This is a genomic window from Streptomyces olindensis, assembly GCF_040645895.1.
Taxonomy (GTDB): Bacteria; Actinomycetota; Actinomycetes; order Streptomycetales; family Streptomycetaceae; genus Streptomyces; species Streptomyces olindensis.
In genome coordinates, this window is sequence record NZ_JBEYZD010000063.1 from 34,959 (window position 1) to 52,805 (window position 17,847).

At 71.2% G+C, this 17,847-nt stretch carries 18 protein-coding genes; 8 read left to right on the forward strand and 10 right to left on the reverse strand.

The window, feature by feature from the left end:
* The first annotated feature begins 88 nt into the window (after positions 1-88).
* The 3 genes from ABZ948_RS31255 (at position 89) to ABZ948_RS31265 (ending at position 1,834) form a co-directional block, all read left to right on the forward strand.
* On the forward strand, positions 89-577 hold the full coding sequence (locus ABZ948_RS31255) for a phage holin family protein (protein ID WP_359765172.1): 489 nt from the start codon (positions 89-91) through the stop codon (positions 575-577).
* Positions 574-1,524, forward strand: a complete 951-nt coding sequence (locus tag ABZ948_RS31260) for an alpha/beta fold hydrolase (RefSeq protein ID WP_359765174.1) — start codon at positions 574-576, stop codon at positions 1,522-1,524. Before ABZ948_RS31255 ends, ABZ948_RS31260 begins: the two co-directional genes overlap by 4 nt.
* A 127-nt stretch (positions 1,525-1,651) precedes the next feature.
* Positions 1,652-1,834: a hypothetical protein gene (locus ABZ948_RS31265; RefSeq protein ID WP_078650763.1), complete on the forward strand. Its 183-nt coding sequence runs from the start codon at positions 1,652-1,654 to the stop codon at positions 1,832-1,834.
* Positions 1,835-1,885: 51 nt separating this feature from the next.
* Here the strand turns inward: ABZ948_RS31265 and ABZ948_RS31270 are convergent, their stop codons facing one another.
* The 3 genes from ABZ948_RS31270 to nth form a co-directional block, all read right to left on the reverse strand.
* Positions 1,886-3,085 (reverse strand): MarP family serine protease, encoded by a 1,200-nt coding sequence (locus tag ABZ948_RS31270; RefSeq protein ID WP_359765176.1) that lies wholly within the window; start codon positions 3,083-3,085, stop codon positions 1,886-1,888.
* Between the two features lie 13 nt (positions 3,086-3,098).
* On the reverse strand, positions 3,099-3,794 hold the full coding sequence (locus ABZ948_RS31275) for an NUDIX hydrolase (RefSeq protein WP_359765178.1): 696 nt from the start codon (positions 3,792-3,794) through the stop codon (positions 3,099-3,101).
* A 115-nt stretch (positions 3,795-3,909) separates the two neighbouring features.
* Positions 3,910-5,004 carry an endonuclease III gene (gene nth / locus ABZ948_RS31280; protein WP_359765180.1) on the reverse strand — a complete coding sequence of 365 codons (1,095 nt, stop codon included), beginning with the start codon at positions 5,002-5,004 and terminating at the stop codon, positions 3,910-3,912.
* 374 nt (positions 5,005-5,378) lie between these two features.
* Here nth and ABZ948_RS31285 point away from each other — a divergent pair, with 374 nt between their 5' ends.
* Positions 5,379-6,053, forward strand: coding sequence for a Crp/Fnr family transcriptional regulator (locus ABZ948_RS31285; RefSeq protein ID WP_031115987.1), 675 nt, complete (start codon positions 5,379-5,381; stop codon positions 6,051-6,053).
* A 152-nt stretch (positions 6,054-6,205) separates the two neighbouring features.
* Complete coding sequence (locus tag ABZ948_RS31290) at positions 6,206-7,033, forward strand: nucleotidyltransferase (RefSeq protein WP_359765182.1); 828 nt, start codon at positions 6,206-6,208, stop codon at positions 7,031-7,033.
* Here the strand turns inward: ABZ948_RS31290 and ABZ948_RS31295 are convergent.
* From ABZ948_RS31295 to sp36, 4 genes are all read right to left on the reverse strand, one after another.
* Entirely contained in the window at positions 7,030-7,860 is an 831-nt protein-coding gene (locus ABZ948_RS31295; RefSeq protein WP_359765184.1) for an MBL fold metallo-hydrolase, read from the reverse strand. The genes ABZ948_RS31290 and ABZ948_RS31295 overlap by 4 nt on opposite strands.
* Positions 7,857-8,735, reverse strand: coding sequence for an NUDIX hydrolase (locus ABZ948_RS31300; RefSeq protein WP_359765186.1), 879 nt, complete (start codon positions 8,733-8,735; stop codon positions 7,857-7,859). The genes ABZ948_RS31295 and ABZ948_RS31300 overlap by 4 nt, the downstream gene beginning before the upstream one ends.
* Positions 8,736-8,816: 81 nt before the next feature.
* On the reverse strand, positions 8,817-9,278 hold the full coding sequence (locus ABZ948_RS31305) for a RidA family protein (RefSeq protein ID WP_359765188.1): 462 nt from the start codon (positions 9,276-9,278) through the stop codon (positions 8,817-8,819).
* Positions 9,278-9,436: a Sp36 family protein gene (gene sp36, locus ABZ948_RS31310; RefSeq protein ID WP_003991873.1), complete on the reverse strand. Its 159-nt coding sequence runs from the start codon at positions 9,434-9,436 to the stop codon at positions 9,278-9,280. Before sp36 ends, ABZ948_RS31305 begins: the two co-directional genes overlap by 1 nt.
* A gap of 118 nt (positions 9,437-9,554) precedes the next feature.
* Here sp36 and bagA point away from each other — a divergent pair, with 118 nt between their 5' ends.
* Positions 9,555-10,532: an ATPase BagA gene (gene bagA / locus ABZ948_RS31315; RefSeq protein ID WP_359765190.1), complete on the forward strand. Its 978-nt coding sequence runs from the start codon at positions 9,555-9,557 to the stop codon at positions 10,530-10,532.
* Positions 10,533-10,710: 178 nt separating this feature from the next.
* Complete coding sequence (gene bagB / locus ABZ948_RS31320; protein WP_359765192.1) at positions 10,711-12,108, forward strand: ATPase BagB; 1,398 nt, start codon at positions 10,711-10,713, stop codon at positions 12,106-12,108.
* A gap of 103 nt (positions 12,109-12,211) precedes the next feature.
* Here bagB and wblA read toward each other — a convergent pair whose 3' ends face one another.
* Both wblA and ABZ948_RS31330 read right to left on the reverse strand, forming a co-directional pair.
* A complete protein-coding gene (gene wblA / locus ABZ948_RS31325) occupies positions 12,212-12,550 on the reverse strand; it encodes a transcriptional regulator WblA (RefSeq protein ID WP_031115994.1) in 339 nt (112 codons plus the stop codon).
* 420 nt (positions 12,551-12,970) lie between these two features.
* The gene (locus tag ABZ948_RS31330; RefSeq protein WP_359765200.1) at positions 12,971-14,197 is read right to left on the reverse strand and encodes an IS110 family RNA-guided transposase; all 1,227 of its coding nucleotides are present in this window, start codon (positions 14,195-14,197) and stop codon (positions 12,971-12,973) included.
* 585 nt (positions 14,198-14,782) lie between these two features.
* On the opposite strand from ABZ948_RS31330, the gene ABZ948_RS31335 reads away from it, so the two are divergent.
* The gene (locus ABZ948_RS31335) at positions 14,783-17,083 is read left to right on the forward strand and encodes a transglycosylase domain-containing protein (protein WP_359765194.1); all 2,301 of its coding nucleotides are present in this window, start codon (positions 14,783-14,785) and stop codon (positions 17,081-17,083) included.
* A 300-nt stretch (positions 17,084-17,383) separates the two neighbouring features.
* Here ABZ948_RS31335 and ABZ948_RS31340 read toward each other — a convergent pair.
* A partial coding sequence (locus ABZ948_RS31340) for a GatB/YqeY domain-containing protein (RefSeq protein WP_359765196.1) occupies positions 17,384-17,847 on the reverse strand: 464 nt, incomplete at its 5' end.

Genomic DNA, 17,847 nt, shown 5'->3' on the forward strand with positions numbered 1-17,847 from the left:
CGCAGTCAGGCCGTACGCAGTCGGACGACTGTGGCGAGTCAGGCACAGGACGCGGAAATCGGACCGTACGCAGAAGAGGGAGACCGCGATGAGCGCACCCGACGGCAGCCCGGTCGGCGCCGAACGCAGCATCGGCCAGCTGTTCGCCTCGGCGACGGCGGAAATGTCGGCGCTGGTGCACGACGAGATCGCGCTGGCGAAGGCGCAGCTCAAGCAGGACGTCAAGCGCGGCGCGACCAGCGGGGGCGCCTTCTCGATGGCGGGGGCGGTCCTGCTGTTCTCGCTGCCGATGCTGAACTTCGCGCTGGCCTACGGCATCCGCACCTGGAGCGACTGGAACCTCGCGATCTGCTTCCTGCTGTCCTTCGCGGCGAACGTGCTGGTCGCGGTCGTGCTCGCGCTGATCGGCGTGGTCTTCGCGAAGAAGGCCAAGAAGAACAAGGGGCCGCAGAAGGTCGCCGCCTCGATGAAGCAGAGCGCGGGCGTCCTGCAGAAGGCCAAGCCGCACCCGCGCCCGGAGCTCACGCAGGACCGGGTCCCCGAAGCCATCGAGGCTGTGGCACGCTCGTCGTCATGACGGACCCCGCCACACCCTCGGCACAACCGGCCTCGGCCGTACTCCTGGACGTCCCCGGCGGGAAGCAGGTGAGCCACCGCGACGTCGCCGCCAACGGCGCCCGCTTCCACATCGCCGAGCTGGGCGACGGGCCGCTGGTGCTGCTGCTGCACGGCTTCCCGCAGTTCTGGTGGACCTGGCGGCACCAGCTGGTGGCGCTCGCCGACGCGGGGTTCCGGGCCGTCGCCATGGACCTGCGGGGTGTCGGGGGCAGCGACCGCACGCCGCGCGGCTACGACCCCGCCAACCTCGCGCTCGACGTCACCGGGGTCATCCGCTCGCTCGGCGAGCCCGACGCCGCGCTGGTCGGCCACGACCTCGGCGGATACCTGGCGTGGACGGCCGCCGCGATGCGCCCCAAGCTGGTGCGGCGGCTGGCGGTCGTCTCCATGCCGCATCCACGGCGCTGGCGCTCGGCCATGCTGCGGGACGTCAAGCAGACGCGCGCCGGTTCACACATCTGGGGGTTCCAGCGGCCCTGGATCCCGGAGCGGCAGCTCACCGCCGACGACGGGGCGCTCGTGGCCGAGCTGATCCAGGAGTGGTCCGGGCCGCGCCCGCCGGAGGACGAGGCGCTGGAGAACTACCGCCGCGCCATGTGCATCCCCTCGGCGGCGCACTGTGCGGTCGAGCCGTACCGCTGGATGGTGCGCTCCCTGGCGCGCCCGGACGGCATCCAGTTCAACCGGCGGATGAAGCGGCCCGTGCGCGTGCCGACCCTCCATCTGCACGGCTCGCTCGACCCCGTGATGCGCACGCGCAGCGCGGCCGGCTCCGGCGAGTACGTCGAAGCCCCGTACCGCTGGCGGCTGTTCGACGGCCTCGGCCACTTCCCGCACGAGGAGGACCCGGTCGCGTTCTCCTCGGAGCTCATCAACTGGCTGCGGGATCCCGAACCCGATCGGTGACCGGGTGACCGCGCCCGGTACCGGCGCCTGAACGCTTGTCCTACGAACGGCCAATTGCCCGGCGCATAGGCCAATTGGGCGCCCCGGGAGCGGTTATCGACCATGGGGCAGGGGCACACGTCGGGGTATGGGCTGGACGCACGACTACAGTGACGCAAGCCGCAATCGCCGCTCGGCGGGCGGTGCGAACTCCTACCAGCGAGGCGGTGCACCGCAGATGGCGGGGGCGGACCCCAGGGTCGGGATCCCGCGCATCCTCCGCCGCCGGGCCCGCTGGGTCTCCGTACGACTGCGCCACACACGCGACTGAGGCGTCACCCGCGCGAGTGACGCGCGGGGCCCGCCCTTCCCCGAGCCGCTCCTAGAGCGCGCAGCTGTCGCTGCCCACCTGCTGGTTGGCGGTGCGCCCCTTGGTGATGTCCTCCTGGATCTCGTCCACGGTGAGCGCGTACCCGGTCTCGGCGTCGTCGAGGGACTTGGCGAACACCACGCCGTAGACCTTGCCGTCGGGGGTGAGCAGCGGGCCGCCGGAGTTGCCCTGGCGGACGGTCGCGAAGAGGGAGTAGACGTCGCGGCGGACCGTGCCGCGGTGGTAGATGTCCGGGCCGTTGGCCGTGATGCGTCCCCGCACGCGCGCGGCCCGCACGTCGTACGCCCCGTTCTCCGGGAAGCCCGCGACGATCGCGCCGTCGCCGCTGGCCGCGTCCTTCGTGGTGAACCGCAGCGCGGGCGCCTTGAGGTCCGGCACGTCCAGTACGGCGATGTCGCGCCGCCAGTCGTAGAGCACGACCGTGGCGTCGTACTTCCTGCCCTCGCCGCCTATCTGCACGGTCGGCTCGTCGACACCGCCCACCACGTGCGCGTTCGTCATCACGCGGCGGTCGGCGAAGACGAAGCCCGTGCCCTCCAGGACCTTGCCGCAGCTCGGGGCCGTGCCCATGACCTTGACGATGGAGCGCTGGGCGCGGTTCGCCACCGGGCTGCCGGCCAGGGCCGGGTCGGGCGGCTGGACGTCGGTGATCGGCTCGTTGGAGAACGGGCTGAAGACCTGTGGGAAGCCGTTCTGCGCGAGGACGGAGGAGAAGTCCGCGAACCAGGTGGCGGCCTGGTCGGGCAGCGCCTGGGAGACGCCCTGCAGCACCTTGGAGTTGCGGACCTCCTTGCCGAGCGTCGGCAGCGTGGTGCCCGCGAGGGCCGAGCCGATCAGCCAGGCGACCAGGAGCATCGCCACGACGTTGACCAGCGCGCCGCCGGTCGCGTCGAGGGCCCGGGCCGGGGACCAGGTGATGTGCCGGCGCAGCTTGTTGCCGAGGTGGGTGGTGAGGGCCTGGCCGATGGAGGCGCAGACGATCACGACGACGACCGCGACGACGGCGGCGGTCGTGCTCACCTCGGCGTTGTCCGTGAGCGCGTCCCAGATCACGGGCAGCGCGTAGACGGCGACGAGGCCACCGCCCAGGAAGCCGATCACCGACAGGATGCCGACGACGAAGCCCTGGCGGTAGCCGACGACCGCGAACCACACGGCGGCGACCAGCAACAAGATGTCCAGCACGTTCACGAGGGCCACCCTGTCATGCGCGCCAGTCGAGCGGGACCTGCTTCTCGCGGTCCCAGGGCCGCTCCCAGCCCGCGTAGTGCAGCAGCCGGTCGATGATTCCCGCCGTGAAACCCCAGACAAGGGCTGATTTGACCAGAAATGCCGGACCTTGGTGGCCGCTGGGGTGGAGGGTGGTGGCTCGGTTGGCGGGATCCGTGAGATCCGCCACGGGAACTGTGAAGACCCTGGCGGTTTCGTTCGGATCGACCACCCCGACCGGGCTGGGCTCGCGCCACCAGCCGAGCACCGGTGTGACGACGAAGCCGCTCACCGGGATGTACAGCCGGGGCAGGACGCCGAAGAGCTGGACGCCCGCGGGGTCGAGGCCGGTCTCCTCCTCCGCCTCGCGCAGGGCGGCCCGCAGCGGTCCGTCACCCTTCGGGTCGCCGTCCTCCGGGTCGAGGGCCCCGCCGGGGAACGAGGGCTGCCCCGCGTGCGAACGCAGGGAGCTCGCGCGCTCCATGAGCAGCAGCTCCGGCCCCTGGTCGCCCTCGCCGAAGAGGACCAGCACGGCGGACTGCCGGCCGGCGCCGTCCTCGGGCGGCAGGAAGCGGCTCAGCTGCCTCGGCCGGACCGTCTCCACAGCGTGCACCACCGGGTCCAGCCAGGCGGGCAGGCCCTCCTTGCTCACGGTCACCGGGCCGCCCTGTGTGTCGCTCGCGCGCGTCATCGCCACCCCCGTCGTCCTGCCGCTTCCAACGCACGGCGGCCCCGAGATCGTTCCGCGAGGGGCCGCAGTCCCCTGTACGGGGGGCTTGCGGAGGTGTCCGGGCGGCTCGGGCGGCTCATCCCGCCCCCAGGGGCGGCGCCGGCCTGCCGCCCGCGTCCAGGTAGGCCTGCGGAGGCCTCAGGCGCTGGCCGGGGAAGCCGCCCTTCTCGTACTTGAGGAGCTTCTTCGCCTTCTCCGGGTCGGTCTCGCCCTCGCCGTACGCCGGGCAGAGCGGGGCGATCGGGCAGGCCCCGCAGGCCGGCTTGCGGGCGTGGCAGATGCGGCGGCCGTGCCAGATGACGTGGTGCGAGAGGTCCGTCCAGTCGCTCTTCGGGAAGAGCGCGCCGATGGCGGCCTCGATCTTGTCGGGGTCGGTCTCGGCGGTCCACTGCCAACGGCGCACCAGGCGCTGGAAGTGCGTGTCCACCGTGATGCCGGGGCGCCCGAAGGCGTTGCCGAGCACGACGAACGCGGTCTTGCGGCCGACGCCGGGCAGTTTGACCAGGTCCTCCAGCCGGCCGGGCACCTCGCCGCCGAAGTCCGCCACGAGCGCCTTGGACAGCCCTATGACGGACTTCGTCTTGGCCCGGAAGAAGCCGCAGGGGCGGAGGATCTCCTCCACCTCCTCCGGGTTGGCGGCGGCCAGGTCCTCGGGGGTGGGGTACTTGGCGAAGAGCGCGGGCGTCGTCTGGTTGACGCGCAGGTCGGTGGTCTGGGCGGACAGGACCGTGGCGACCACCAGCTGGAAGGGGTTGTCGAAGTCCAGCTCCGGGTGCGCGTACGGGTAGACCTCGGCGAGCTCGCGGTTGATACGGCGGGCGCGGCGGACCAGAGCGGTACGCGACTCGCCGCCCGGCGGGTGGACGACGGTCCTGGCGGGGGCGGTGTCCTTGAGGCGGGCGGTGGCCTTCTTGGGCGCGACGGTGACCTTCTTGGCGGCGGGCGCCTTCTTCACGGCGGGTGTCTTCTTCACGGCGGGTGTCTTCTTCGCGGCAGGTGTCTTCTTCGCGGCCTGCGCCTTCTTCACGGCAGGTGCTTTCTTCGCAGCCGGTGCCTTCTTGGCGGGGGCCGCCTTCTTCCCGGCCGGGGACTTCTTCCCAGCCGGTGACTCCTCCGCAGCCGGCGACTCCTTCGTAGCCGGTGACTTCTTCGCAGCCGGCTCCTTCTTCACGGCAGGCGGCTTCCCGGTCGGCGTCGGCTGTCCCGAAGCCGCCGCCCCCTCTGTCGCTTTCGCCGTTTTCCTACCGCCATCGGGGCTCTGTTCGCCCACAGCGGAATCGCGACGTACAACCACCCGCGCAGCCCCCTCGGCCTGTGCTCTCACCGGCGATTTGGACACCCGGCCAGCCTAAGGCCAGGCACCGACATCCGCCCCGGCCCCTGAAGATCGGCGCCCAATTGGACCCCTGCCGCGTACCCCGGGACACCTGTGCGGCATCCTTGTGACAGATCACACTGTTTGGACCGTCCGGCAAAATGGGCACCACGGTCCCCTGGTACGCGGGGGAGCAAGATCCCCTGAGCAGGTCGAAAGGGAGAGAACTCGTGGACGACGTTCTGCGGCGCAATCCGCTCTTCGCGGCGCTCGATGACGAGCAGGCCGCGGAGCTCCGCGCCTCCATGAGTGAGGTGACCCTCGCCCGCGGTGACTCGCTGTTCCACGAGGGCGACCCCGGCGACCGCCTCTACGTGGTCACCGAGGGCAAGGTCAAGCTGCACCGCACGTCCCCCGACGGCCGGGAGAACATGCTGGCCGTGGTCGGCCCCGGCGAGCTCATCGGCGAGCTGTCGCTGTTCGACCCGGGTCCGCGCACGGCCACGGCCACCGCGCTGACCGAGGTGAAGCTGCTCGGCCTCGGCCACGGCGACCTCCAGCCCTGGCTGAACGCCCGGCCCGAGGTGGCCTCGGCGCTCCTGCGCGCCGTCGCCCGCCGGCTGCGCAAGACCAACGACGCGATGTCCGACCTCGTCTTCTCGGACGTGCCGGGCCGTGTCGCCCGCGCCCTGCTCGACCTGTCGCGCCGGTTCGGCGTGCAGTCGGAGGAGGGCATCCACGTGGTGCACGACCTCACGCAGGAGGAGCTCGCCCAGCTGGTCGGCGCGTCCCGTGAGACGGTCAACAAGGCCCTGGCGGACTTCGCCCAGCGCGGCTGGCTGCGCCTGGAGGCCCGCGCGGTGATCCTCCTGGACGTGGAGCGCCTCGCCAAGCGCTCGCGCTGACGCGCCCGTCCCGGCCGTACGTCTTCGGGCCCTGTCCCCTCGCGGGACGGGGCCCGACGTCATGCGCGGCCCCGCCAAGGCGCCCTGCCCCGCCGTCGGCCCGGCGTCGAAAACGAGGCGCGCCGGATCGCCCCGCACGGCACAGTGACCGCATGGCCGGAACCGTTCACCGCCCAGGACTCGACGCCGGGGGCTTCATCGCCCGGGAGGGCTCCCTCGCGCGCGTGCCCCGTACCTTCCGCCCGGTCGTCGCCGCGGCCAGGGAGGGGCTCGCCGACGTGTTCGGGAGCCGGCTGCACAGCGCGTACGTCTACGGGTCGATACCGCGCGGCACCGCGCGCGTGGGGCACAGCGACCTCGACCTGCTGCTCGCCCTGCGCGCGGAGCCGACCGAGGCAGACCGGGCCGACGCCCGTGCGCTCGGCGCGGCGCTGGACGCGGAGTTCGCGCAGATCGACGGCCACGGGACGCTGCTCTTCAGCCGGGAGCGGCTGCTGAGCGACCTGGAGCGGCACGACCTGGGCTGGTTCGTCGCCTGCCTGTGCACCCCGCTGCTGGGCGAGGACCTGGCCGCGTCTCTGCCGCGCTACCGCCCCGACACGCTGCTGGCCCGCGAGACCAACGGCGATCTGCACCTGCTCCTGCCCCGCTGGCGCCGCCGGATCGCCGAGGCGGACGACACGGCGGAGGCCCGCCGTCCGCTGGTCCGTTTCATGTCCCGGCACCTCGTCCGCACCGGCTTCACGCTCGTCATGCCCCGCTGGAACGGCTGGACCAGCGACCTGCGGGAGATGGCGGAGGCGTTCGCCGGCTACTACCCGGAGCGCGCCGAGCAGCTGCGGGCGGCGGCCGTCCTCGGACGCGAGCCGACGGGGGACGCCGCCGTGCTCCGGTCGTACGTCGACGATCTCGGACCGTGGCTCGCCGGGGAGTATGCGCGCGTGCACGGCGTCAAGGCATCGCGCCCCGAGGGGCCCTAGATGAGCCCGTGTTCCTCCAGGTAGTCCAGCTGGGCCCGTACCGACAGCTCCGCCGCCGGCCACAGGGAGCGGTCGACGTCGGCGTAGACGTGGGCGACGACCTCGGCGGGGGTGCGGTAGCCGTCCTCGACCGCCGTCTCGACCTGGGCGAGACGGTGGGCGCGGTGGGCCAGGTAGTACTCAACGGCGCCCTGGGCGTCCTCCAGGACCGGGCCGTGGCCCGGCAGGACCGTGTGGACGCCGTCGTCGACCGTGAGGGACCTGAGGCGGCGCAGGGAGTCCAGGTAGTCGCCGAGACGGCCGTCGGGGTGGGCCACGACCGTCGTGCCGCGGCCCAGGATCGTGTCGCCCGTCAGGACCGCCTGGTCCGCCGGGAGGTGGAAGGAGAGCGAGTCGGCGGTGTGGCCGGGCGTCGGTACGACCCTCAGTTCGAGACCGCCGGTGGTGATCACGGCCCCGGCGGCCAGGCCCTCGTCGCCCAGCCGCAGCGCCGGGTCGAGGGCACGCACGCGCGTGCCGGTCAGTTCCGCGAACCGGGCGGCGCCCGCCGCGTGGTCGGGGTGGCCGTGGGTCAGCAGGGTCAGGGCGACGCGCTTGCCGGCCTGCTCGGCCGTGGCGACGACGTGGCGCAGGTGCCCGTCGTCCAGCGGCCCCGGGTCGACCACCACGGCCAGGTCGGAGCCGGGCTCGGAGAGGATCCAGGTGTTCGTGCCGTCCAGGGTCATCGCCGACGGGTTGGGGGCCAGGACGTTGACGGCCCGCGCGGTGGCGGGACCCGAGAGGACACCGCCCCGGGGCTGGCCGGGAAGGGCTGCTGCGTCCGTCATGCGCTGGCTCCACCGGTCGGGGCGGTCGGGACGTGCTTGGTGAACTCGTCGTGGCCCGGCCAGGAGAGCACGATCTCCCCGTCCACCAGGCGGGCGGTGGCCAGAATGGGCGTGAGGTCACGGCCGGGGGCGGCGGCGAGCGCCTGGGCGGCGGTCTCGTACGCCGTCAGCTGCCGCAGGGTCGCGATGGTCGGCGGCATCATCAGCAACTCGCCCGCGTCGTACCCGGCCGCCGCCTCGCCCGGGGTGATCCACACCGTGCGGTCGGCCTCCGTGGAGGCGTTGCGGGTGCGCTGTCCCTCGGGGAGGGCGGCGACGAAGAACCAGGTGTCGTAGCGGCGGGCCTCGAACTCGGGGGTGATCCAGCGCGTCCAGGCGCCGAGCAGGTCGGACCGCAGGACCAGGCCGCGCCGGTCCAGGAACTCCGCGAAGGACAGGTCCCGGGCGACCAGGGCGGCGCGGTCGGCCTCCCAGTCGTCGCCGGTGGTGTCGCCGACGACCGAATCGGGCGCCGGGCCGGCGAGCAGCACGCCCGCCTCCTCGTACGTCTCCCGCACGGCCGCGCAGACGATCGCCTGGGCCGTCGTCTCGTCGACGCCGAGCCGGTCAGCCCACCACGCGCGCGTGGGGCCCGCCCAGCGGACCTGGTGGTCGTCGTCGCGCGGGTCGACACCGCCGCCCGGATACGCGTACGCGCCCCCGGCGAAGGCCATGGAGGCGCGTCGGCGCAGCATGTGGACGGCGGGGCCGGAGCCGGTGTCCTTCAGGAGCATGACGGTCGCCGCGCGCTTCGGGGTGACCGGAGTGAGGGTGCCGGCCGCGAGTGCGCGGATGCGGTCCGGCCACTCCGGGGGGTACCACTGACCGTTCGCCATGGGCGCGAGGCTATCCCGTGACGGGCGGATGTTCGAGTGGCCCCCGGGTCCGGATCGCGCAGCTCGGACGGGTGCGCGGTGCTACGCGAGCTCCACCTGGATCTCGACCTCCACCGGCGCGTCCAGCGGCAGCACCGCCACGCCGACCGCGCTGCGCGCGTGCACGCCCTTGTCGCCGAGGACCTCGCCGAGCAGCTCGCTCGCGCCGTTGAGCACCGCGGGCTGGCCCGTGAAGTCCGAGGCCGAGGCCACGAAGCCGACGACCTTCACCACGCGGGCGATGCGGTCCAGGTCACCGGCGACGGACTTGACGGCGGCCAGGGCGTTGAGCACACACGTGCGTGCCAGCTCCTTGGCCTCCTCCGGGGTGACCTCGGCGCCGACCTTGCCGGTGACCGGAAGCTTGCCGTCCACCATGGGCAGCTGCCCGGCGGTGTAGACGTACGGCCCGGACTGCACGGCCGGCTGGTAAGCGGCGAGCGGCGGGACGACGTCGGGCAAGCTCAGGCCGAGCTCGGCCAGCTTCGCCTCGACGGCGCCCACTACTGCTTCTCCCGCTTCAGGTAGGCGACGAGCTGCTCGGGGTTGTTCGGCCCGGGCACGACCTGGACGAGCTCCCAGCCGTCCTCGCCCCAGGTGTCCAGAATCTGCTTCGTGGCGTGGACGAGCAGCGGCACGGTTGCGTATTCCCACTTGGTCATGCGGCCGACTCTAGCCCCTGTCCGAGCGGGGTCTCGGCCGCGGTCCGGGGGCGAACCCTGCACGGGTTGTCCACAGCCTCCCGCGTAGCCCGGGCGCGGACTGGTTAGGCTCGAATACGTGAGCAGGCTCCAGGTCGTCAGCGGCAAGGGCGGTACCGGCAAGACCACGGTGGCCGCGGCCCTAGCGCTGGCCTTGGCCGACGAGGGGAAGCGGACGCTTCTCGTCGAGGTCGAGGGCCGCCAGGGCATCGCGCAGCTCTTCGAGACCGAAGCGCTGCCTTATGAGGAGCGGAAGATCGCCGTCGCTCCAGGGGGCGGGGAGGTGTACGCCCTCGCCATCGACCCCGAACTGGCCCTTCTGGACTACCTCCAGATGTTCTACAAGCTGGGCAGCGCCGGACGGGCCCTGAAGAAGCTCGGCGCGATCGACTTCGCCACCACCATCGCGCCCGGCCTGAGGGACGTACTCCTGACGGGCAAGGCGTGCGAGGCGGTGCGCCGCAAGGACAAGGGCGGGCGGTTCGTCTACGACTACGTCGTCATGGACGCCCCGCCCACCGGGCGCGTCACACGCTTCCTGAACGTCAACGACGAGGTCGCCGGCCTCGCGAAGATCGGCCCCATACACAATCAGGCGCAGGCCGTGATGCGGGTGCTGAAGTCGCCGGAGACGGCCGTGCACCTGGTGACGCTGCTGGAGGAGATGCCCGTCCAGGAGACCGTGGACGGCATCGCCGAGCTGCGGTCGGCGCGGCTGCCGGTGGGGCGGATCATCGTGAACATGGTGCGGCCGGAGGTGTTGGACGCGGCCGACCTGGAACTCGTACGCACGGTCCCGCGTTCCACAGTCGCGCGGTCGCTGTCGTCCGCCGGGCTCGGCGGGGCGCGGCGCGGCGGGCACGCGGAGCGGCTGGTGGACCCGCTGCTCACCCAGGCCGAGGAGTACGCCGAGCGGTACGCGCTGGAGCACGAGCAGCGCGCGGTCCTCACCGAGCTGGGCCTGCCGCTGCACGAACTGCCGCTGTTCGCCGAGGGCATGGACCTGGCGGGGCTGTACGAGCTGGCCCGCGAGCTGCGCGAGCAGGGCGTGTCGTGAGCCGGCCACGCACAGGGCTGCGGCCCGGCAGAGGGCTGAAGCCACGCACATGGCTACGGCCACGCACATGGCTACGGCCGCGGACAGGGCTGCGGCCGTGCATAGGGCTGCGGCCCGACACAGGGCTGCGGCCCGGCACCGAGGCAAGGCCCGTCATGAGTCGGAAGCAGGGGATGTCATGAGTCGTCCGGACCCGGCCCACACGCACGACCCGGCCCGCCACCACCACCTCGCCCCCGCGCGTGTGCTCGACGTCGATCCGCTGCTCCAGGACCCGAAGACCCGCATCGTGGTCTGCTGCGGCTCGGGCGGGGTCGGCAAGACCACGACCGCGGCGGCGCTGGGCCTGCGCGCGGCCGAGCGGGGCCGCAAGGTGGTCGTGCTCACCATCGACCCGGCCCGCCGGCTCGCCCAGTCCATGGGCATCGACTCCCTCGACAACACCCCGCGCCGGGTGAAGGGCATCGACGACTCCGCGGGCGGCGAGCTGCACGCGATGATGCTCGACATGAAGCGCACCTTCGACGAGATCGTCGAGGCGCACGCGGACCGCGAGCGGGCGGCCGCCATCCTGGGCAACCCCTTCTACCAGTCGCTCTCGGCGGGCTTCGCGGGCACGCAGGAGTACATGGCGATGGAGAAGCTGGGCCAGTTGCGGGCCCGGGACGAGTGGGACCTGATCGTCGTCGACACCCCGCCGTCCCGCTCGGCGCTGGACTTCCTGGACGCGCCCAAGCGGCTCGGGTCGTTCCTGGACGGACGGCTGATCCGGCTGCTGACGGCCCCGGCGAAGCTGGGCGGCCGGGCCGGGATGAAGTTCCTGAACGTCGGGATGTCGATGATGACCGGCACCCTCGGCAAGCTGCTGGGCGGTCAGCTCCTGAAGGACGTCCAGACGTTCGTCTCCGCGATGGACACCACCTTCGGCGGTTTCCGCACGCGCGCGGACGCCACGTACAAGCTGCTCCAGGCGCCGGGGACGGCGTTCCTCGTGGTCGCGGCCCCGGAGCGGGACGCGCTGCGCGAGGCCGCGTACTTCGTGGAGCGGCTGGCCGCGGAGGACATGCCGCTCGCCGGGCTGGTGCTCAACCGGGTCCACGGCAGCGGCGCCGACCGGCTGTCGGCCGAGCGGGCGCTCGCCGCCGCGGAAAATCTTGAGGACTCCCGCATTGTGGATCAGGAGGGCGGGAAAGCTGGACTTCGTAACTCTCCCGAAACGCAAGACAGTTCAGACTCTCCCACGCCCGAAACACCAGCTCCGGCCGCTGCTGAGGCCTCCGACGGTGGCTCCCCCGCCGAGGACGACGCCGAGCACGCCGAGCGTTCCGTCGACCAGCTCACGGCAGGCCTGCTGAGGCTGCACGCCGAGCGCATGCAGCTGCTCTCCCGCGAGCAGCGCACGCGTGACCGCTTCACCGCGCTCCACCCCGAGGTGGCCGTGACGGAAGTGGCCGCGCTGCCCGGTGACGTGCACGACCTCACGGGGCTGCGCGACATCGGCGACCGGCTCGCGGCCAACGAACGCGAGCTGCCCGACGCGTCCGCTGGGTCCGACCGGCCCGAGGCAAGCGCCTGACGGACGCGGCCCGGTGCTGCCGCCGAAGCGGCGTGCTGCCGCAGAAGCCGCCAAAGGGCCCGTCAAGGGCCCTGAGACGTAGGGAGACCCCGGAGGGAACTCCTCAGCTCACCGCGGCGTAGTTCTCGTAGACCTCGTCGTCGTCGAGAGGCACCACACCCGTGCCGCGCTCGTACTCCGAGCGCGCGGTCTCCAGCAGCCGGCGCCAGGAAGTCACCGTGGGCCGCCTGCGCAGCAGTGCGCGGCGCTCCCGCTCCGTCATGCCTCCCCACACGCCGAACTCGACGCGGTTGTCGAGCGCGTCGGCCAGGCACTCCGTGCGCACCGGGCATCCGGTGCACACCGCCTTGGCCCTGTTCTGCGCTGCTCCTTGAACGAACAGTTCATCCGGATCGGTAGTGCGGCAGGCCGCCTGCGCACTCCAGTCGGTTACCCAGCCCATACCGGCGCCGTCCTCTCCCGAATCGAGGCTCCCCCACGGCGGCAGCGGCATATTCACCGCCGCCAGTTGAGGACGTTACGGAAGGTGGGCACAGCGCAACACCCCCAGCGGGCCCAATCTTGAATGGCCCGAACGGACTATGGGTAAGCGGCAGATCACCCGGGGGAGTGAGCTGGCGACATACGTAACTTTCCCGGCAAACCAGGACAGTTCAGTTGCGTCACAACGGACGCCGTATGACACACAAGGCGGATTCGGACACGCCCCCACCAAAAAAGTTGGGGAACACCCGGAACGATTCGGGGTCGCCGGACGTATTGATACGTGGCCTCACTGCTGTGACAGTTGAGAGCAGCTTAGGCCAAGGCCTATACGCCTGTCCGGCGAATGAGAACGTAGACACCTCACGTTGCTATGCCGTCAAGCGGCGGCGGCCAGTTCAGTGGGGAACGCGGTGTCCTCGTCGAACAGCTTGCGGTGCTGGATGCAGTGGTAGAGCTGGCCGATCATGCGGTTGAAGAGGTTGCGTTGGGCGGCTGCGTGCCAATCGCCAGTCTCGCGTCGTCGCCGGTAGTGGGCGTTGGCCCCGTCGGAGGCCCGGAGCGATGCGAAGGCCCAGAGGTAGCCGGCGTGGTTGAGCCGGTCGTTCTTCACCCACCGCCGGGTGATCGACGACTTCTTGCCTGAGGCTCTGGTGATGGGCGATGAGCCCGCGTATGCCTTCAGGCCGCGAGCGTCGGCGAAGCGGGCGTGGTCGTCCCCGATCTCAGCGAGGATCCGGGCGGCGAGCTGGATGCCGAGCCCGGGGAAGCTCAGCAGGATCTCGGCGTCCGGGTGTTGAGGGAACGCCTCTTCCACCGCCTCGGCGAGCTGGTCTGCGGCGGTGCAGGCGGCCTCCAGCTGGATGAGGAGGGCGAGCATCTGCTTGCCGAGCGCGTCCTCGACGAGCAGCGGCTGGTGGGCCCAGTCGGCTCGGAAGACGAGGCGGATGCGGTCGGCTTCGCCCTCGATGCCGCGCTTGCGGCCGGCACGCTTGAGAGCGGCCTGGAGCTGAGTGCGGGTGAGCTTCGCGGCGCGCGTGGGGGTGGCAGCAGTCTTCAGGAGTTCGCGGGCTTCGGGGCGGCACAGGCCGTTGGCCCAGGTAGCGAAGGCTTTCAAGGCAGACGGGTAGTACTCCCGGAGCAGGGATCGGAGCTGGTTGGCCAGTTGCTGCCGGTTCCATAAGGAGTCCTGCTGAGCGCGGGCGAGGACGGCGATTGCGCGGCCGAGGTCGGAGTCTTCGGGCAGCGGCCGGTGGGCGTGCATGTCGGTTCGCAGGATGTTCGCCAGGACCAGGGCGTCGCCAGGGTCGGACTTCTTGCGGGAGACGCTGTGTCGGTCGCGGTAGCGGGCGGCGGCCATCGGGTTGATCGCGTACACCTTCCGCTTGCCGGTCCGCAGGACGGCGACCAGCAGGCCGCGGGAGGTTTCGATCGCCACCGGGATCGGCGTCTCCTTGCTGTCGCCGTACTCAGCGAGGAGGTCCAGCAAGATCTTGTATCCAGCCGCGTCGTCGGTGATGTGTCGCTTGGCCAGTAACTGGCCCGTGTCGTCGACCAGAGCGACGTCGTGCGTGTTTTCCGCCCAGTCGATTCCGCAGTAGATCAAAGCGTTCCCTCCCGATGTGCTGGTGTTTTCGCTGGTCACGAGCGTATGCGGGCCACGCGAGCTACCTAATCCCAGGCATCAACCGCCCAGCGGAAGTGCCGACACCTCACTAGCCGTTCGTGGCACCAGCGCACCCCACGGGCCCCGGTCTCCGCGGGAGCTCAAGCGGCTCGGGCGCATCGAGGAGTCACCATGCGGTGGGCTCGCACCACCAACACCAACGAGTGATCAAGTGGCGGGTGTTGACGGCCGGAGGTATCGAGCGTCGCCCCTCTTCGAAGAGACCTCGCGGGTCTGGTGCCAACAAGACATCCGCTCGACACCCACATGGACCGCTTTGGTGGTGGCGGCCACAAAGGCGCCGAGCGCCGCCGATCTCGCCAAAAGACGTCTTCGCCTGGACTACTGAAGGCATCCGTCCGGCGCCCACGCGACCGCCACCACCATGAGCACCAGGACCGCGCACACGATCTACGTTCAGGCGTCGACTGCCCGGCTGCCCTTAGATGTCACGATCCGGCACTCGAACATCCCGAGAAGCACCGCTCTCCCGGAACGCTCATAACAAGGGATTAGGCTGCCCTCATGCCAAAGAAGCGCTCGGGCGGTGGTCTGTCCCCCACGCAGCAGGCCGCCAAGTTCCTCGGTGTCAGTGTTCTCGCGGGGGCCGTGCTGGCCGGCATCGCGCTGCCCGCGGTGGGCGCGCTGGGGCTGGCGGCGAAGGGGTCGGTCGAGAGCTTCGACGAGCTCCCGGCCAACCTCAAGACGCCGCCGCTGAGCCAGCGCACCACCATCCTCGACGCCGACGGCGGCCAGATCGCCACCGTCTACTCGCGCGACCGCACGGTGGTCCCCCTCAAGGACATCGCGCCGAACATGCAGAAGGCGATCGTCGCGATCGAGGACTCGCGCTTCTACCAGCACGGCGCGGTCGACCTGAAGGGCGTCCTGCGCGCCCTCAACAAGAACGCCCGCAGCGGTGAGGTCGCCCAGGGCGCCTCGACGCTGACGCAGCAGTACGTGAAGAACGTCTTCGTCGAGGAGGCGGGCGACGACCCGACGAAGGTCGCGCAGGCCACCCAGCAGACCATCGGCCGCAAGATCCGCGAGCTCAAGTACGCGATCCAGGTCGAGGAGGAGCTCGGGAAGAAGAAGATCCTCGAGAACTACCTCAACATCACCTTCTTCGGCCAGCAGGCCTACGGCGTCGAGGCCGCGGCCCGGCGCTACTTCTCCAAGTCCGCCAAGGACCTGAACCTCCAGGAGTCGGCCCTCCTCGCCGGCATCGTCCAGTCGCCCAGCCGGTACGACCCGGTCAACGACGAGGCGGAGGCCACCAAGCGCCGCAACACCGTGCTGCGCCGCATGGCCGAGGTCGGCGACATCTCCCGGGCCCAGGCCGCCGAGGCGATGAAGGCCCCGCTGGGCCTGAAGGTCAGCAAGCCGAGGAACGGCTGCATCACGGCGGTCAAGGGCGCGGGCTTCTTCTGCGACTACGTGCGCGAGGTCTTCCTCACCGACCCGGTCTTCGGCAAGACCAGGGAGGCCCGGGCGAAGGTCTGGAACCAGGGCGGTCTCACCGTCCGCACCACCATGGACCCGCAGGCGCAGGACGCCGCGCAGCGGTCCATCAAGGACCACGTCTACAAGAGCGACCCGGTGGCCACCGCCGCCACCCTCGTCGAGCCCGGCACCGGCAAGATCCTCGCCATGGGCCAGTCGCGTCCGTACGGCTTCAAGAAGAACGAGACGCAGATCAACCTCTCCGTCGACCAGGCGATGGGCGGCGGCATGGGCTACCAGCCCGGTTCGACGTTCAAGCCGATCGTGGCCGCCGCCGCCCTCGAGGACGGCATGCCGCCCAACAAGGTGTACTCCTCGCCGTACCGGATGGCGTACCCGAGCCCGGTCGCGGCCTGCGACGGCAAGAAGTGGCTGAACGACCCCAACAACCCGGCGAAGCTCGAGAACGAGAACTCGTCGGAGGTCGGCCCGTACGACATGAAGGAGGCGACCGCCAAGTCGGTCAACACCTACTACGTGCAGATGATCAGCGACATCGGCATCTGCCCGGTGACGACGATGGCGAAGAAGATGGGCGTCGAGCGGGCCGACGGCGACAAGATGCCCCAGGTGCCCTCCATCGCCCTCGGCACGCAGGAGATGTCCCCGCTGACCATGGCGAACGCGTACGCGACCTTCGCCTCGCGGGGCATGTACTGCACGCCGGTCGCCATCGAGTCGGTCAGCCAGCGGGTCGGTGACAAGACCCGCAAGCTCGAGGTCCCGAAGTCGACGTGCTCGCGCGCCATGTCGGAGAACACCGCCGACACCATCAACGCGCTGCTGAAGGGCGTCGTCGAGGACGGCACGGGCCGGAAGGCCGGTCTCGGGAACGGCCGGGACAGCGCCGGCAAGACCGGTACGACGGACGAGCGCTACGCGGCCTGGTTCGTGGGCTACACGCCGAACATGGCGGGCGCGGTATGGGTCGGCGACCCGGCGCACAAGCGGAGGATGACCAACATCACCATCGGTGGCCGCCCGTACGACAAGGTCTTCGGTGGCGAGGTCCCCGGCCCCATCTGGAAGGACATGATGTACGGGGCGCTGGAGGGCAAGCCGGTCGAGAACTTCAACACCGTCCACATCCCCGACGGCATCGACCGGAACCGTGACCGCGGCGACGGTGACGGCGGCGGTGACGGTCGCGAGGACGGGGACAACGGGGACAACGACGGCTTCATCGGCGGTCTGGTCGGCGGCAACAACAACGGCGGCGGGGGTGGCGAGACCGTCCCGACGCCTTCGTTCTCCATCCCCGAGGGATTCTTCCGCGGACAGGACAACGGCGGCGGGAACGGCAACGGCGGCCGGTTCGGCTGACCGGGCCGGCTCGGCCGAGTGGGCCCGCCCGCCCGAGTGGGCCCGCCCGCCCGAGTGGGCCCGCCCGCCCGAGTGGGCCCGCCCGGCCGAGTGGACCTGCCCGGCTGAACGGGACCTGCCCGGCTGAGCGGGCCGGTTCCGCCGAGCGGCCGGTGTGACCGCACAGGCGTGATCTGACAGAGGTGCGGCCCTTCGGGCCGGCGACACGAGGGGCGGCCCTCTCCTTCCCTGCCGGGAGGGAGAGGGCCGCCCTTTGTCCGTGTGCCGGTCGGCGACGACCGGCGGTGGTAGCCGCCCCGGTCAGCCGGCCAGCAGCTTCTTCACCGCGGCGGCGACACGGCCGCCCTCGGCCTGCCCGGCCACCTTCGGGTTCACGATCTTCATGACCGCGCCCATGGCCCGCGGCCCCTCCGCACCGGCCGCCTTGGCCTCCTCGACGGCCTGGGCCACGATCTGCTGGAGCTCCTCGTCGGACAGCTGCTTGGGCAGGTACCCGGCGAGCACCTCGCCCTCCGCCTTCTCCCGCTCGGCCTGCTCGGCGCGACCGCCCTGCGCGAAGGCCTCGGCCGCCTCACGCCGCTTCTTCGCCTCCCGGGTGATCACCTTCTGCACCTCGTCGTCGGAGAGCTCGCGCTTCTCCTTGCCCGCGACCTCCTCCTTGGTGATCGCGGCGAGCGTCAGCCGGAGCGTCGAGGAGCGGAGCTCGTCGCGCTCCTTGATCGCGGCGTTGAGGTCATCCTGCAGCTTCGACTTGAGCGTGGTCA